At 70.3% G+C, this 14,001-nt stretch carries 20 protein-coding genes; 17 read left to right on the top strand and 3 right to left on the bottom strand.

The genetic code is table 11. The features are described 5' to 3' along the window. The 8 genes from AWZ10_RS35235 to AWZ10_RS35200 form a co-directional block, all read left to right on the top strand. Positions 1 to 634: hypothetical protein (locus AWZ10_RS35235; RefSeq protein ID WP_060893038.1), on the top strand; the 634-nt coding region annotated here is incomplete at its 5' end. Further along, positions 634 to 852 carry a hypothetical protein gene (locus AWZ10_RS35230; RefSeq protein WP_046702834.1) on the top strand — a complete coding sequence of 73 codons (219 nt, stop codon included), beginning with the start codon at positions 634 to 636 and terminating at the stop codon, positions 850 to 852. The genes AWZ10_RS35235 and AWZ10_RS35230, both read left to right, overlap by 1 nt. Before the next feature lie 213 nt (positions 853 to 1,065). Beyond that, on the top strand, positions 1,066 to 1,473 hold the full coding sequence (locus AWZ10_RS35225; protein WP_046702835.1) for a hypothetical protein: 408 nt from the start codon (positions 1,066 to 1,068) through the stop codon (positions 1,471 to 1,473). Between the two features lie 152 nt (positions 1,474 to 1,625). Then, entirely contained in the window at positions 1,626 to 2,204 is a 579-nt protein-coding gene (locus tag AWZ10_RS35220) for a phage tail tube protein (protein WP_046702836.1), read from the top strand. A 176-nt stretch (positions 2,205 to 2,380) separates the two neighbouring features. After that, positions 2,381 to 2,668 (top strand): hypothetical protein, encoded by a 288-nt coding sequence (locus AWZ10_RS35215; protein ID WP_046702837.1) that lies wholly within the window; start codon positions 2,381 to 2,383, stop codon positions 2,666 to 2,668. A 65-nt stretch (positions 2,669 to 2,733) separates the two neighbouring features. Beyond that, positions 2,734 to 3,141 carry a hypothetical protein gene (locus AWZ10_RS55965; protein WP_046702842.1) on the top strand — a complete coding sequence of 136 codons (408 nt, stop codon included), beginning with the start codon at positions 2,734 to 2,736 and terminating at the stop codon, positions 3,139 to 3,141. A 48-nt stretch (positions 3,142 to 3,189) separates the two neighbouring features. Beyond that, positions 3,190 to 3,840, top strand: coding sequence for a hypothetical protein (locus tag AWZ10_RS35205; RefSeq protein WP_060893037.1), 651 nt, complete (start codon positions 3,190 to 3,192; stop codon positions 3,838 to 3,840). Positions 3,841 to 3,979: 139 nt separating this feature from the next. Next, positions 3,980 to 4,363 (top strand): hypothetical protein, encoded by a 384-nt coding sequence (locus AWZ10_RS35200; RefSeq protein WP_046702838.1) that lies wholly within the window; start codon positions 3,980 to 3,982, stop codon positions 4,361 to 4,363. 62 nt (positions 4,364 to 4,425) lie between these two features. On the opposite strand, the gene AWZ10_RS35195 is transcribed toward AWZ10_RS35200, so the two are convergent. Continuing rightward, positions 4,426 to 4,872: a hypothetical protein gene (locus AWZ10_RS35195; protein ID WP_046702839.1), complete on the bottom strand. Its 447-nt coding sequence runs from the start codon at positions 4,870 to 4,872 to the stop codon at positions 4,426 to 4,428. 295 nt (positions 4,873 to 5,167) lie between these two features. After that, positions 5,168 to 5,563 carry a DUF3592 domain-containing protein gene (locus AWZ10_RS35190; RefSeq protein ID WP_046702840.1) on the bottom strand — a complete coding sequence of 132 codons (396 nt, stop codon included), beginning with the start codon at positions 5,561 to 5,563 and terminating at the stop codon, positions 5,168 to 5,170. Between the two features lie 141 nt (positions 5,564 to 5,704). Here AWZ10_RS35190 and AWZ10_RS53130 point away from each other — a divergent pair, with 141 nt between their 5' ends. The 9 genes from AWZ10_RS53130 to AWZ10_RS35145 all read left to right on the top strand — a co-directional run bounded on the left by AWZ10_RS53130 (position 5,705) and on the right by AWZ10_RS35145 (position 13,176). Then, positions 5,705 to 6,280: a hypothetical protein gene (locus tag AWZ10_RS53130; RefSeq protein ID WP_159058468.1), complete on the top strand. Its 576-nt coding sequence runs from the start codon at positions 5,705 to 5,707 to the stop codon at positions 6,278 to 6,280. Between the two features lie 43 nt (positions 6,281 to 6,323). After that, positions 6,324 to 7,382 carry a hypothetical protein gene (locus tag AWZ10_RS35180; RefSeq protein WP_078935794.1) on the top strand — a complete coding sequence of 353 codons (1,059 nt, stop codon included), beginning with the start codon at positions 6,324 to 6,326 and terminating at the stop codon, positions 7,380 to 7,382. Positions 7,383 to 7,506: 124 nt separating this feature from the next. After that, on the top strand, positions 7,507 to 8,346 hold the full coding sequence (locus AWZ10_RS35175; RefSeq protein ID WP_046708182.1) for a hypothetical protein: 840 nt from the start codon (positions 7,507 to 7,509) through the stop codon (positions 8,344 to 8,346). Continuing rightward, positions 8,333 to 10,693 carry a hypothetical protein gene (locus AWZ10_RS35170; protein ID WP_060893035.1) on the top strand — a complete coding sequence of 787 codons (2,361 nt, stop codon included), beginning with the start codon at positions 8,333 to 8,335 and terminating at the stop codon, positions 10,691 to 10,693. Before AWZ10_RS35175 ends, AWZ10_RS35170 begins: the two co-directional genes overlap by 14 nt. Further along, a complete protein-coding gene (locus tag AWZ10_RS35165; protein WP_060893034.1) occupies positions 10,686 to 11,039 on the top strand; it encodes a hypothetical protein in 354 nt (117 codons plus the stop codon). The genes AWZ10_RS35170 and AWZ10_RS35165 overlap by 8 nt, the downstream gene beginning before the upstream one ends. Further along, positions 11,036 to 11,689, top strand: coding sequence for a hypothetical protein (locus AWZ10_RS35160; protein ID WP_046708179.1), 654 nt, complete (start codon positions 11,036 to 11,038; stop codon positions 11,687 to 11,689). The genes AWZ10_RS35165 and AWZ10_RS35160 overlap by 4 nt, the downstream gene beginning before the upstream one ends. Positions 11,690 to 11,803: 114 nt before the next feature. After that, entirely contained in the window at positions 11,804 to 12,676 is an 873-nt protein-coding gene (locus tag AWZ10_RS35155) for a peptidoglycan-binding protein (RefSeq protein WP_046708178.1), read from the top strand. 19 nt (positions 12,677 to 12,695) lie between these two features. Continuing rightward, on the top strand, positions 12,696 to 12,929 hold the full coding sequence (locus AWZ10_RS35150) for a hypothetical protein (RefSeq protein ID WP_046708177.1): 234 nt from the start codon (positions 12,696 to 12,698) through the stop codon (positions 12,927 to 12,929). Next, on the top strand, positions 12,916 to 13,176 hold the full coding sequence (locus AWZ10_RS35145) for a hypothetical protein (protein ID WP_046708176.1): 261 nt from the start codon (positions 12,916 to 12,918) through the stop codon (positions 13,174 to 13,176). The genes AWZ10_RS35150 and AWZ10_RS35145 overlap by 14 nt, the downstream gene beginning before the upstream one ends. A 62-nt stretch (positions 13,177 to 13,238) precedes the next feature. Here the strand turns inward: AWZ10_RS35145 and AWZ10_RS35140 are convergent. Then, positions 13,239 to 14,001: hypothetical protein (locus AWZ10_RS35140; protein ID WP_060893033.1), on the bottom strand; the 763-nt coding region annotated here is incomplete at its 5' end.

Raw genomic sequence — 14,001 nt, 5'->3', positions numbered from 1 at the left:
GCTCCGCGCCCTCGGCGAACGGGACGCCGCGGAACGCGCCGAGACACTGCTCGGCGAGCGGCACGGCCTAGCCCCGCTGGGCACGAGCGCCGCCCCGATCCGCCTCCATGTCTCCGACGCCGTCCGGGACATCACCGACGGGGTGGTCGAACTGGAGGAGGCGGTGTGGGAGAAACTCGGGCTCGGCCGACCCTCGCGCGCGGACGTGCCGAGGCGGCTCGGCCGCATCACCGCCCTGCTGGACGACATCGCCGGGCACCCCCTTCTCGCCCGGCACGTCCTCGACGAGTGCCGCCGGATGGCCCGCCGCTGCGGGCGCACGCTCGGCGACCCCGAGACCATGATCCGCGTCAACGGCCGTTGCCCGTGGTGCGATTCGGTCTCCCTGCGGGCCATGCCTGCCTGGCGCACGGTTCTGTGCGTCAACCCCGGATGCCGTTGCACCGACGAGGAGTGCCCGTGCGCGGACAACTCCGCCCACCGGCACAGCTGGACGGAGACCGGCTGGGCGCAGCTCGCGGCGGAGGCGGGGGCCGACGCGGACGAGATCGCCACGCTGATCGACGCCGACGAGTTCACCGGGCCGGTCGACCCCGACAGGGCCCGAGGCTCGGCCGAGGCGGGGGCCGCCTGATGGGGAACTCCCTTGCGGGGCCGACCGGTTCGTCCCCGACGCTGGTGACCGGTGCCGCCGCGGCGACCGAGGCGGGGGTGGCCCCCGCGACCGTACGGAAGTGGGTTCAGCTGGGTCACCTGGAGGCTGCCGGACGGCAGGGGCGGACCCATCTCTACCGACTGGAGGACGTGTTCGCGGCGGAGCGGGCCACGCGGGGGCGTGGCCGACGCGGCTGAGAGGACGTCGGCAGGACCTGGATTCCGTAGCCCCGTCACACCCCTGGGTGTGACGGGGCTACGTGCGTTTCGGGGCCGCCCCGCAGACCCACGAAAGAATTAGTTGCGCGCGCGCTCGCAACGTGTCACAGTTGGTGCAGCGGCGGAGCTGTGCCCCCAGGGACACGGCCCCGCCGTTTCGCATACCTCCGACACAAGAAGGGAGGTCTCACCGTGGCCGATACGACGGTCACCTTCCCGGATGTCGAACGACTCGTCGTCGACTTCCTGACCGACCGCCCCGAACTCTCCACCGCGACCGTGGACAACGTTCCGCCCAGCGGGTTCGACGGCACCCAGCAGGTCGTCCTGGTCTCCCGCGCCGGCGGGGCCTGGGTGGACGACCTGCGTCTGGACCAGCCGCTCGTGGACTTCGAGGTCTACGGGCCCACCAAGACGGCGGCGCACACGCTCGCCCTGACGGTTCGTTCCGCGGTGCTCGCGCTGCGGGGGACGACGTACGGGTCGGCGGTCGTGTCCGACGTGGTCGAGGCGGATGGGCCCCGCTGGCTGCCGGACTGGAATCGGGCCGCGGCCAATCGCTACTACGCGACTGTCCGGCTGCACATCCGCCCCGCCTGAGAGCTCGGTCGGCCATGTCGGTTCGCGTGCGCGGATCGTTCGTGGCTGATCGCGCCCCCGCGGTGGAGCCGCATGTCGAGCACAGCCCCGCGCCTCTGAAGGGGCGTGGTCGGCACAGCCCCTCTGTATTCATCTCTCTCAAGGAGTTACGCATGGCAGGCAGCAACGCCAACGAGATCCGTGTCGCCGGTACCGGGCGGATTCTGGTCGCCCCGGTCGGGACGACCGCGCCGACCGATGTCACCTCCGCGTGGGGGTCCGGCTGGAAGGACCTCGGCTTCACCTCGCAGGACGGCATCAAGCTGGCGAAGAAGGACAAGCTCGACCCGGTCGAGACCTGGCAGTCCGTGTCCCCGGCCCGGTTCATCTACTCGGACCGCGACCTGACGGTGAAGTTCCAGCTGCTCCAGCTGAACGAGGACACCCTGCCGTTCTTCATGGGTGGTGACGCGGTCGCGGAGACCACCACCGGTTCCGGCGTCTACAAGTACGAACTGGCCGCCGACCCGAAGTTCAACGAGAAGGCGATGGGCATCGAGTTCAGCGACGGTACGGACATCACGTACCGCTTCGTCGTCTCGCGCGGCCAGGTCACCGAGAGCGAGGAGCTGTCGCTCACCCGCACGGCCTCCATCAAGCTCGGTGTCACCTTCACCGCGCTGGCCGTCGACAACACCAAGCCGCTGGCCACCTTCCTGATGAAGGACCCGGCGTACGGCACGGCCTCCTGAGACACGGCCTGCGCGCCTCCGGCTTCTGAGCCACCGCCCCGCCCGGGTCACGGGCGGGGCCGCCCAGGCGGGTGGGGCCGGGACCTCCCCCCCCCCCCCCCCCCCCCGCCGTCTCCACCGACAACCAGTCACCAACGTCACCAACGTCACCAACGTCACCAACAAGGAGTAGCTCCATGGCATTCGACGTCAGCGCCGCCCGTGCCCAGCGGCAGGAGGCGCTCGGTCGCGCCTGGTCCTTCACCGTCGAGGGGGACACCTTCACGCTCCCCACCGAGCTGACCCGCAAGACCGCGCGCGCCCTGCGCGACCTCGACGACAACGACGTGGACGGCCTGCTGCGCGTACTGCTGGGCGACGCCCAGTACGAGCGGTTCGACCGCCTCGACGTCACCATGCAGGACATCGCCGCGATCATGGAGGCGTACGGCAAGGAGACCGGGCTCGGCCTGGGGGAAGGCTGAGCCTCGGCGAGTTCGTCGATGAACACGCCGAGGCCCTCGAAGCCGACCTGCTCCGCCACTACGGCGTGGACCTGCTCGACTGGCACCGCGGCCGGCTCTCCTCCCGCCGGCTCGCGGTGCTGGTCAAGCATCTGCCACGCGACAGCGCGACCCTCCAGAAACTCCATGGCGAGGCCTCCCACTGGTCCGTCGGCGACTATCTGCTGGCGTCCGTCGTCGACCAGCTCGCGGAGGCGAACTGGATGTTCGCCACGGTGAACCGGGACGAGGACGCGGACCCGCTGGACCATCCGGAGCCGGTGCCGCGCCCGGCGACGGCGGAGGACGAACGGACCGGACCGGCGCCCACGGCGACCGCGTCACCGTCCGGGGCATCACTGTCCGGGGCGTCCCCGTCCCCCGCGTCACCGTCCTCGGCCGCCGAGCCGGTCCGGAACCCGACACCCACCGAACTCGCCCAGTTCTTCTCCTGAGTCCTGAGTCCTGAGTCCTGAGTCCCGAGCCAAGGAGTGATCCCTCCCATGACCCTCTACACCCCGCTCGGTGGGCTGCCGTATCCCCAGCCCACCGACATCGCGAACCTTCCGCTCCATCTCCAGGGCCTCGCCGAGGGCATCGACGGCCGTACGGTCCTGCGGTACGCGACCGCAACCGACCGGGACGCCGCGATCACCACCCCGGTCGCCGGCATGGTCGCCTGGCTCTCGACGCCCGGCACGCTCAGCTACCACACCGGCTCGGCGTGGGTGGCGATGGGCGCCTGGAACACGTACACCCCGACCTGGACGGCCGAGACGACCAACCCGGCCATCGGCAACGGCTCACTGACCGGCAAGTACGCGATCGTGGGCAAGACCTGCCACTTCACGATGCTCATGCAGTTCGGCTCGACGACGACGTACGGCAGCGGCGACTACTTCATCGGCTACCCGGTGAAGGCGGGGGCGCTGGGCGGACTCCCCCAGCACCTCGGCGTGGGGTCCAGTCCGGGCGGCCGCGGGGTGATCAGCTGCCAGCCGCTCGCGAGCAGCAACGCGACGACGTACACGCTGTGGGGCCCGACCTCCGCCACCTCCTCCAAGATCGACCAGCTCGGCAGTCCCGGGCTGTTCGGGACGGCCTGGGCGAGCGGCAACTTCATGCGGGTCGGCGGCTCGTACGAGGTGGCGTGAGCCTCGGCCGTGCGGCGGAGGTGGCCGGGAACCGCCTCCGTTTTGTCCTGGCCGGCACAGGCACTTCGGGTATCCTGCGAGGTGCAATCGAGCATATGTTCGAAGCAAATGTGTGAAGTCCGCGGGGAGTGGGGGCCGAGTGACGAACAACGAGGGCGAGGCGTGGGGCGGCGTCGAGCTGGACAGAGCCGAGGCCGAACTGCGGCAGGTCCTTGCCGTACGCATGCAACGGGCCGTCCCGGCAGACCTGGTTGTCACCACCCGGACCGAGATCGAGAAACGCGAGTTCGAGGCGTACGGGCAGGGCTGGCGGGACCGGGGCGAACACGAGGACCAGCGGCGTCGGTCCGCTGCCGCGCTCCGCAGTCAGGGCCAGGCGCAGGGCCAGGCCGCACCGCCCCGCCGCGACCCCGGTGGCAAGATCCTGCCGTTCCCCCAGCAAACGCCTCCACCGGTTCCGCCCCCGCACCCCCATCCGCACCCGCCGACCGCGCGCCAGCACCCGTCGGACGACGACCTGTAGAACAGCGCCCGCCGCGGAACAAGGACGCGCACACGTCCACGGTTCGGCGGCGGGCACACGTGTCAATGGTCAAAAAAATCCCGGCGGTCCGGCCGCCGGGATGACCCACGTTCGAGCTTCGGGATGGTGGGCGACTTCGATCGAGCGCTCTTCTCGACGAACCGGGGCCGCCGCTTGCGGGGCGGCGGAGCGGGATCCTCGGGTTCCCCCTGGCCGGCGCCGTCGGAATCCTCGACGTCCGGCTCCCGCGGAAACGGAATGATCACGCCACCATCGAGCAGCGTCAGTTCGGGCCGCCGCAACTGCGGGGGCAACGACGCCAAGGCGTCATTCCAGCCATGCGCATAGGCGGCGAATTCCCGCCGTTCCATCTCGGCCGCGGTGAACAGCACGACTTCCGATCCGCCGTGCGCCCGCACCAGTCTGACCAACTCGTCGACGAGTAACGCGACATCCACATCCGGAGCCGCTTCGCCCGTCTCAACCTCCGTACCGCGCTCCCCGTCCACGCACTACCCCCGTTACGCCTCCCGAAGAAGGCCACTTCATCCCCGTACCGGCAGAACCGGCGCCCTCCACCGACAATGCCGTCAAAGCAACATCGACCTGCGAGTTTCGGGCAAGCGGAGGATACTCGACGAAGCTGTGTTCGTCACGCATGTAAATTGTGAAGCAAGTGCATTTCGCCACAAGGCGGTCGGGGGTCGGGAGCGACCGACACACGGGATCCGCAGTGTCAGTTCTGGCGTGACAGTTCTGGCGTTCTTCCACGACGGAGGACGCCTCCGAAATCGCGCCGCCCGTTCAGATCCCGATGGCCAGGAATACTGCGGCGCCGGCCAAGAACAAAACGCCGAGCACGATCAGGGCATTGAAACGCGGACGGCTTCCCGGGTCATGGGCAGCGGCTCTCGACACCTGCCTGAGATCAGTCGGGTCGTAGACGATCTCGAACGGATCCCCCACCGCCACCGGCGCGTGCTCAGCCGGGAGGGCCAGGGAAACCTGCCTTGTCGCGCCGTCCTGCGACGTGTACGCGACGACCACACCAGCGGGCGTCGACCGGCCGGGCTTGAAGATCTTCTCTTCCACGATCCCGGTGGCGAACACCGCGTTGCGCCACCTTCGTAGGTCGTTGCGGAGGATCACCGCACCCAGCGCCAGAAAAATCAGACCAAAGAACCCGAATCCGTACGACATCGCGGCCCCTCCCCCTTGTCGGCTGTCCCGCCGATATCACCATGCCGACCTTACCGCGCACGCCACTGGAGGTGAGACATGTCAGAGAAGGATCCAGAGATCTCCCGTATCGACGGCGAAATCGGTTCCATCCGAAAGAGCATGAACGGAGCCGGAAACAAGGACTCCATCGATAATCGGCTCAAGCAGCTGGAGGAAAAGAAGTACGTCCTCAAGCATGAATTCAACGAATACAAGGCGGAAGTCACCGGTTTCGTCAGCGACTGGAAGGGATTCGCCCTCGAAGTGGTGGCGGCCAAGCTCGCCTGGGACATCATCAAGATCGAACTTCCCTCGGTCCTGAAACTGAACGAGGAAGCAGTGCTCAAGCGGCTGAACCTCAGGTACACCGACGATCCGGAGAACACCAGACTCATCCATCGCCTGGAACGAATTCCCCGGCCGGAGCCGACGCCGACGCCGACACCGACGAACACCCCCACTCCCGCACCCGCCCCAAGGCCGACGAACGCCACCCCCGGACAGCCGGCGAACGGCCGCACGACCACTCCCGCGCCCGTCACCAACCCCACCCCACCTCGTCGTACGGCACCCGACACCACGCCCACCACGGGCGAAACGCGACGCGCGGTCGGCGAAGCCCGAGGGGCCACCGACGAGACGAACCGATTGAACACGGCCGCCGGCGGGCTCAGGCGGACGATGGACGGCCGCTGACAAGCCCTGCCAGGCCACACGAACATCTCCGGAGGTGAATCCCATGAGTCTCAAACAAGCCGTGCTGAACGTGTCCGCGAGCCTGCAGGGCATGCGTGGAAAGCTCGACACGACGACTCGCAGTATGAGTGCGCTGCAGAAGGGGGCGGCGGCAGCCGCGAGTCCCCTTTCGCAGTTGAAGAACGGGAGCGGGCAGACAGCCACTTCGGTCGGGAAGCTCCGAACCGCCGCCAACAACAGTGACAGCGCCGTCCGAAAGCTCAACACGGGGCTGCGCACCGTGGACGGTTCGTTCGCCAAGTCCAGGAGCGGCAGCGACAAACTCAAGTCGTCCCTCGACAAGCTCAAGTCCTCGGCCAACAACACCAAGACGGCACTCCAGGGCGTGAAGAAGCAGGCCGACGCCGTCGAGAAGTCCGTCGGCAAGGCGGGGAAGAACGCCGACAAGGGCGGGAAGTCGATGGGGAGTCTGGGCAAGGGGCTCAAGGGGGCCTCGCTCGCTCAGAAGGGGCTCAACCTGGCCATGGCGGCGAGTCCGTTCGGGCTGATCATGACCTTGCTCGGGCCGCTCATCGCCCAGTTCGTGAACATGGACAAGGTCGCCGCCCTGGTGAAGCGCGGACTCGTCGCCGCGTGGAGCGCCATCAAGAACGCCTCGTCCTCGGCGGCGAAGATGCTCGGACCGCTGTTCAAGGGCGTCGTCAACGGGTTCATGCTGCCGTCGCGAATGCTGATCCGGGGGCTGAACTCGCTGATCGGCTCGCTGAACAGGGTCAAGATCAAGGTGCCGGACTGGGTGCCGGTGATCGGTGGCAAGGGGTTCCAGTTCAACCTGCCGACGCTTCCCGTGCCGCAGCTCGCCAAGGGCGGCATCGTGCAGGCCCGCTCCGGCGGCACGCTCGCGCTGCTCGGTGAGGCCGGCGAGCACGAGGCGGTCATCCCGCTCTCCAAGCTGGAGCGGATGCTCGGCTCCGGCGGCGGTCTGCGCACCCTCGCCTCCGCCGTGGAGCGCCTCGCCGACCGGCCGGTCGTCATCCAGGTCGACTCCCAGGAGATCGCCCGCGCGGTGTTCCTCGGCCAGCGACAGCTCGCCCGCCGGTAACCGAACACCGGGCCCAGCAGAGGCGCCACCAGCACCAGCAGTCGATGGCATCGGCATTCCGCCGCCATCGGCTTTTTTCATGCTCTCTTCCACCCACCCACCCACCCACCCACCAGGGGACATCATGGGAAACCTGTGGATCGGCCCGCCCGGTTCGATGCACGAGATCGATCAGGCGGCCAAGTCCTTCGACCGCACCGCCGACTTGGGCGTCAGTGAGTTCAAGTCGCTCGGCGGCCGGGTCACCGTCACCCGCAACCTCGCGCCCGTACGCCGTATCAAGCTGGCCTGGGACCTGCTGCCCCCGGCGCACGCCCGGGCGCTCGACCGGATCGCCCGGCGCATGGACGGCTCGCTCGCGCCGACCGTGTTCCTCGTGGACCCGGCGGCCGGCAATGTGCTCACCGTCGGTCAGGCCCTGGGCCGGGGCGTGGCCAAGGCCACCGACATCACGGGGCTCGCCCAGTGGTTCACCACCTCGACCGGCGCGGTGGCCGAGAGTCTCACGGCCGCCGGCACGTTCACCTTCGCCGCGGCGGACATCAACAGCTCCGTGGCCTGGCGCTGCGCCGGCACCGTCGGCAACTTCCCGGTCGCACCCGGGCTCCAGGTCTCGTTCCAGGCGCCGACCGCGATCGCCGCGCTCAGCACGGAGAGCGTCGGCCTGGACTTCAAGGGGCCCACCGGCTCCTACCTCAGCACGGTCTCCGCCGTCGGCCCCCTGGTCACCGGCACCGTCCCGGCCGGCGCCGCGTACGTCACCCCGACCTGCAAGCCGGGCACGGCGGGCACCTACTCCCTCTCCGGCGCCTGCCTCACGTACGGCGGTACGGCGGCGGACGGCGTCCCGGGCGACGGGCTGCCGCCGATGGCCGTGACCGGCTACAGCGACATGCCCGGCCGCCCGCTCCCGTTCCGCAACTTCAGCATCGATCTCGTGGAGGTGTCCGGTGCAGCAGGCTGACGACGCCACCGAAGCCGCCCTCGCGGCCGGTGAGCGCACCACCACCCACACCACCCGCCTCGGCGGCAAGGACGTCTCGGCGCAGGTCCAGTCGTGGCAGCTGGAGCGGTCGTACGCGACCGACCTGCCGGCCGCGATGCGCGCCTTCTCCGGTTCGTCCGCCGCGCAGCTGCAGGTGCAGCTCTCCGGCAAGGACGGGGCGTCGGCGCCCGAGCTGTACGCCCCCTGGGCGCTGCGCGCCACCGGCGACATCGCCCGCCCGGGGCAGTCCGTGGTGCACCGGGGCGGGGTCGGCGCGACGACGCTGCCGGTCTTCCGGGGCACCGTCCGCTCCCGCTCGGCGCAGGCCGGCACGGACACGGTGCAGCTCACGGCGCTCGACGGCGCCGAGCGGCTGCGCGGCCCGGCCCAACTGCCCAAGCCGTACGCCGGGTTCAGCAACGGTCGTCCGGTCGCCACCGCCACCTGGTGCGTGGACGAGCTGCTGCGTCAGGCGGGCGTGCTCACCGCCCCGCCGGCCCGCTACCCCGAGTTCGCCGAGGGCCGGCCGCTCACCCTGGTCCACGCGAGTCTGCACGGCGGCTTCGCCGCACCGTACGGCCAGCCGGAACTGCTGCCTCCCGCGTCCTCGTACACCTGGACCCGGGACGGCGCCCCGCACGAGATGGCGCTGCTGCCGAGGCAGACGGGCGTCACCGCGAGCTGGTTCCCGCGCTCCCGGATCACCGTGCCCGGCACCAGGCTCTTCGCGGAGGCGTGGGTCAACCCGGCGCTCGGCCCCGGGGACGAGGTCGCCCTCGAACTGCTCTTGGACCGCACCGGGACCGCACGCGGCTCGCTGCGCATGGAGGTGAACTTCGCGGAGGGCACCGTACGGATGGTCTCCGCGACCGTCGACGGCGCGTACTGGTACTTCCAGTGGAGCTGGCCCGGTCTGCGCGGTCTCAAGGGCCCTTGGCACGTCGGAGCCCTGTTCGACACCACCGGCTCCACCGGCAGCTCGGTCTACCCGACCGTGCAACCCCGGCTGACCGGCCCCGACGGCACCCACTACCTGGGGGGCGTCGGCACCTACGTCGAGACCTACGGGCTCCAGTACGCCTCCGAGCTGCGGGAGTTGAGGCTGACCACCGACATGGCCGTGGAGGGCGTCCAGCTCACGGGCGGACTGTCCGCCATGCCGTCGACGGCGGTCTTCGCGCAGACCGGCACCTGGTCCAAGGGGGCCGAACTCGACGACGCGATCCTCCCGTTGTACGCGATCCCACGGGTGTCGGGGTCGCAGTGGGAGGCGATCGGGCAGATCGCCAAGGCCGGTATGTCGACGGCCGAGTTCGACGAGCGCGGAATCTTCCGCTGGCGCAACCACACCCGGTTCAGCGAGACGCCCACCGAGGCCGACCTCACGCTCACCTCGGTGCGGGACATCGCCTCGCTCACCCTCACGGAGGAGATCGACGCCTGCCGCAACTACGTCGTCCAGCCCGCCAAGGTGTGGGAGGACTTCGGGGCCGCGGCCGGCACCACGTACACCGACACCGTCGTGCGGACCGTCCCCGCGAACGGCACGCTGACCGTGTCGTACGTGATGGCGGAGGAGGAGTTCGACATCGGGCCGCCGACCTCGGACGACGACTCGGTCGTCACGGCGGGCTCCCAGGTCCGCTTCGCGACCACCGCGGCCGGTACGACGGCGGGCAAGGGCGCGGTCGACGTCCTGACCCGCCGCGAGGACGGCTATCTGGTCGTGCGGTTCAGCAACCGCTCCTCCCAGCCGCTCTACACCGCCACCAAAACCGGCACCCCGTCCGTCTACCTGATGACGCTGAAGCCGAAGGCCGACCCCGTCGAACGGCTGGCCACGGCCTATACGCCGGGGAGCGACAGCGAGCGGTTCTACGGCCGCCAGGAGCACACCGGCGAGACCACGGACTGGATCCAGGACCTGGCCTCGGCCCAGGACATCGCCGACGCGCTCCACGACGCCGGGCTCCACCCGGTGCCGGTCATCGGCGATGTGGAGGTGCTGTACGACCCGCGCGTCCAGCTCGGCGACGTCGTACGGCTGACCGACACCTCGGGCACCCGGTTGGACACCCTGGCCTGGGTGATCGGGGTGAACACGACGGCGGCCGCCGACAACGGCGTACGGCAGACGCTCACCCTGCGCGGTACCCAGCCCAACGGGACACCGGCCGACACCGGTCTCACCCCGGACGCCCCGGTGGACCCGGTCGTCGTGCCCCTGTCGACGTACGCGCAGGTGACCGCGGCCTTTCCGACTCTGGCCGCGCTGTCCGCCGCCGGGTTCACCTACGGCGAGATCAAGGAGTCCGCGTATGTCTGAGACGACACCGGAGCCGACAGGCGACACCGCCCCCGGGCCCGGTGTCGCCTGGCCCGTCGAGGTGACGGTGAGCGTGCCCGACCCGGTGGACGAGGGCCCGGAGCAGCCGACGGAACCCACGGAACCGGAGGAGCCGGAGGAGCCGGAGGAGCCGGAGGAGCCGGAGGAACCGGAGGAGCCTGTGGAGGTCATCGCCGAACCGTCGCCCGCCACCGAGCCGGCGGCGGGCGACACCGACTCCGACACAGGCACGGACACCGGCACGGACACGGACACCGACACCGACACCCCGCCGGCCGAGGAGCCCGACCCCGACGCCTCAGGAACGGAGACGGAAACGGCATGACCGCCTACACCCCGCTCAACAGCCTCCCGTACCCCCAGTCCACCGACACGGCCGACGTCCCGCTGCACTTCCGGTCCCTGGCGGAGGCCGTCGACAGCCGTACCGTCATGCGGTTCACGAACGCCACCGCCCGTGACGCCCAGATCACGACCCCGGTGGCCGGCATGGTCGCCTGGCTCGACGACATCCACCAGCTCACCCACCACACGGGCACGGTCTGGGCCCCGGTCGCCCCCGTCCCGGTGTTCCTCTTCAACAACGACGCCGGTACGACGACCTCCACCACCCCCAACGAGACCCTGACCAGCGCGACCGGCGACCCCCTGGTGGCCGCCTTCGTCGCGCCGCCGACCGGCAGGGTGATCGTCACGGTGGGCGCCATGATGTTCAACTCGACGGCGACCACCTGCTACATGGGCGCGACGATCAAGAAGGTCTCGGACGGCTCGGTGTTCCTGACCTCCACGATCGACCGCTGCGCCATGCTCCTCAGCACGGACCGTGTGTCGACGTCGAGCCAATTCCTGGTCTCGGGCCTCACCGCGGGCACGGCCTACTCGGCGACCCCGACGTACTGGTCGGCGGTGCCCACGAGCACGAACACGGCCAGCTACGACAACCGTTTCATCAGGGTCGATCCCGTTCTCTGATCCCCCTTCCACGAGAGCCCCGGTACACCGCTCCCCCACGGTGCGCCGGGGCTTTCTCCTGCCCGAACTCCAGCCCGGCTCCTGACCGACTCCTGCCCGAAAGGAAACAGACCCATGGCCACACCCCTCTCCGCCGCCGCGTTCGAGGCGGCGCTGCGCGCCGAAGGCGTCACACTGAAGAAGCACGGCAACTGGTCCGCCCACAACCGCAACACCGTCGGCGCCTGGGGCCCGGCCCAGGGTGTGATGCTGCATCACACGGCGGGCCGCGACAGCGTCGCCCTGTGCCGCACCGGTATGACCGGCCTCCCGGGCCCCCTCTGCATCGCGGTGATCGCGAAGGACGGCACGGTCCACCTGGTCGGCTACGGCCGCACCAACCACGCCGGCCGCGGCGCGACGGCCACCTACAACGCCGTACGGAACGCGACGGCGATCCCCTCCCGACCGGGCGCGGACGCGGTCGACGGCAACGCCCATTTCTACGGCTTCGAGATCGAGAACCTCGGCAACGGCCGCGACCCGTACCCCGACGCCCAGCTGGCGGCCGTGGAGAAGGTCGCGGCGGCGGTGTGCCGGGCGCACGGCTGGGCCGCGTCCCGGGTCATCGGCCACAAGGAGTGGACGACCCGCAAGATCGACCCGACGTTCTCGATGGCGGGGATGCGCACGAGAATCGCGAAGCGCCTGACCGGCACGGCGAGCGGGGGCGGCGGCAACACCGGCACACCGGGCGTCACCTACGAACCCTTCCCGGGCTCCGCGTTCTTCACCACCGGCCGCCGCAGCGCGGTCGTCACCGCCATGGGCAGACGGCTCGTCGCCGAGGGCTGCGGCCGCTACGAGGTGGGCCCCGGCCCCTCCTGGACCGCCGCCGACCGCCGCTCGTACGCCGCCTGGCAGCACAGGCTCGGCTACTCCGGCACCGACGCGGACGGCATCCCGGGCCGCGCGAGCTGGGACGAGCTGCGCGTCCCACGCACCTGAACGAAGGTTGAGGACAACGATGACCGACTCGAACCGCAGAGCACTGCGTACGGCGATCCAGGCGCTGTTGGCGGTGGCGGCCGCCCTCCCACTGCTCGCCGGCACCCCGGGAGTGGCCGATCTCCCCGGCTACGCCACGCTGGTGGTCGCGGCCACGGCACTGAGCCGACTGATGTCCCTGCCATCGGTGGAACGCCTTCTCCCACCCTGGCTCAAGGCCGGGACCGAAGGGGACGCCGATGGTGAGCAGTGACGAACGGGCCTCCGTGGCCCTGGAGTTGGAGCGTCTGCGAAGAGCCGTGGACGTCGGCTTCGCCACCACCCGCGGCGACCTCGCCCTCCTCCTGCAACGCGCCGACCAGACCGACAAGACCCTCTCCGAACACGAGGACCGCCTGGACGCCCTGGAACGCTCCCGCTGGCCCCTGCCGTCCTTGGCCGCGCTGACGTCGTGCACGGCCCTGGCCGTCACGGTGTGGTCGACGGCGAGCGGGAAGTAGGGGCACAGCAGTGGGGGTGGGCCGAAGCTCCCGGCCCACCCCCACCGAGGTACAGGAGTGCGTCAGCCCGACGACTCGCCCACATAGCTGAGCGTGTCCGTGCCGCCGGCCTCCCAGGTGATGACGACGTCGTCGCCGGAGCGGCGGACCGTGGCGAACGTGATGTCGTCGTCGCTGACGTCCTTCGAGGCCATCGGCGTGAGGGCCATGCGGAAGTTGTTGTCGTCGCGGTACTTGCCGACGCCGGTCATGATGCCCTTGCCGCCGACCATGTCGATGTAGGAGAGCGGGTGCTGGCCCTTGGCCTCCCCGGTGCTCTGCTCGGCGCCGATCGTCAGGGTGCGGGCCTCGTCGTCCTGCCACTGGCCCTCGACGCCCTCGGCCGGCGCGGTGCTGGAGCCGCCGTCGTCCAGACCGCCGTCGGGCGTGTCACTGGCCGTGTCCGTGGCCTCGTCGGCGGCCTCTTCCGACTCCGACGGGCTCTCGGACTCGCTCGCCGACGCCGACACGCTCTGCCCGGGCTTGGCCGTGTCGCGCTCGTCCCCGTCGCTGGTGAGGAGGAAGATGCCACCGCCGATCACCGCGAGCGCCGCCACGGCGGCCACGATGATCAGCGCGACTTTGCCTCCGCTACCACCGGAGGGCGGGGGCGGCGGCGGATAACCCCCGTACTGCGCGCCGTAGTTGGGTGCGCCGGGCGCGCCGTACGGCGGCTGCCCGCCACCCCCGTACGGCTGCTGCGGAGCCGTCCCGTAGGGCTGCTGCGGAGCGGTCGCGTACGGGTTCGGCGGCTGGCCGGGGGCCTGGCCCGGGGCCGGTGGCGGG

This window comes from Streptomyces europaeiscabiei, from assembly GCF_001550375.1.
GTDB lineage: Bacteria > Actinomycetota > Actinomycetes > Streptomycetales > Streptomycetaceae > Streptomyces > Streptomyces europaeiscabiei.
The sequence above is the reverse complement of the archived record's forward strand: the minus strand, read 5'-3'. Positions and strand labels throughout refer to the sequence as shown.

What these genes read in the sequence shown, in the direction of transcription:
- AWZ10_RS35230 (WP_046702834.1), top strand. Translation starts at nt 634, where the DNA reads ATGGGGAACTCCCTTGCGGGGCCGACCGGTTCGTCCCCGACGCTGGTG.
- AWZ10_RS35220 (WP_046702836.1), top strand. Translation starts at nt 1,626, where the DNA reads ATGGCAGGCAGCAACGCCAACGAGATCCGTGTCGCCGGTACCGGGCGG.
- AWZ10_RS35215 (WP_046702837.1), top strand. Translation starts at nt 2,381, where the DNA reads ATGGCATTCGACGTCAGCGCCGCCCGTGCCCAGCGGCAGGAGGCGCTC.
- AWZ10_RS35205 (WP_060893037.1), top strand. Translation starts at nt 3,190, where the DNA reads ATGACCCTCTACACCCCGCTCGGTGGGCTGCCGTATCCCCAGCCCACC.
- AWZ10_RS35190 (WP_046702840.1), bottom strand. Translation starts at nt 5,563, where the DNA reads ATGTCGTACGGATTCGGGTTCTTTGGTCTGATTTTTCTGGCGCTGGGT.
- AWZ10_RS53130 (WP_159058468.1), top strand. Translation starts at nt 5,705, where the DNA reads ATGAACGGAGCCGGAAACAAGGACTCCATCGATAATCGGCTCAAGCAG.
- AWZ10_RS35180 (WP_078935794.1), top strand. Translation starts at nt 6,324, where the DNA reads ATGAGTCTCAAACAAGCCGTGCTGAACGTGTCCGCGAGCCTGCAGGGC.
- AWZ10_RS35175 (WP_046708182.1), top strand. Translation starts at nt 7,507, where the DNA reads ATGGGAAACCTGTGGATCGGCCCGCCCGGTTCGATGCACGAGATCGAT.
- AWZ10_RS35165 (WP_060893034.1), top strand. Translation starts at nt 10,686, where the DNA reads ATGTCTGAGACGACACCGGAGCCGACAGGCGACACCGCCCCCGGGCCC.
- AWZ10_RS35160 (WP_046708179.1), top strand. Translation starts at nt 11,036, where the DNA reads ATGACCGCCTACACCCCGCTCAACAGCCTCCCGTACCCCCAGTCCACC.
- AWZ10_RS35155 (WP_046708178.1), top strand. Translation starts at nt 11,804, where the DNA reads ATGGCCACACCCCTCTCCGCCGCCGCGTTCGAGGCGGCGCTGCGCGCC.
- AWZ10_RS35150 (WP_046708177.1), top strand. Translation starts at nt 12,696, where the DNA reads ATGACCGACTCGAACCGCAGAGCACTGCGTACGGCGATCCAGGCGCTG.
- AWZ10_RS35145 (WP_046708176.1), top strand. Translation starts at nt 12,916, where the DNA reads ATGGTGAGCAGTGACGAACGGGCCTCCGTGGCCCTGGAGTTGGAGCGT.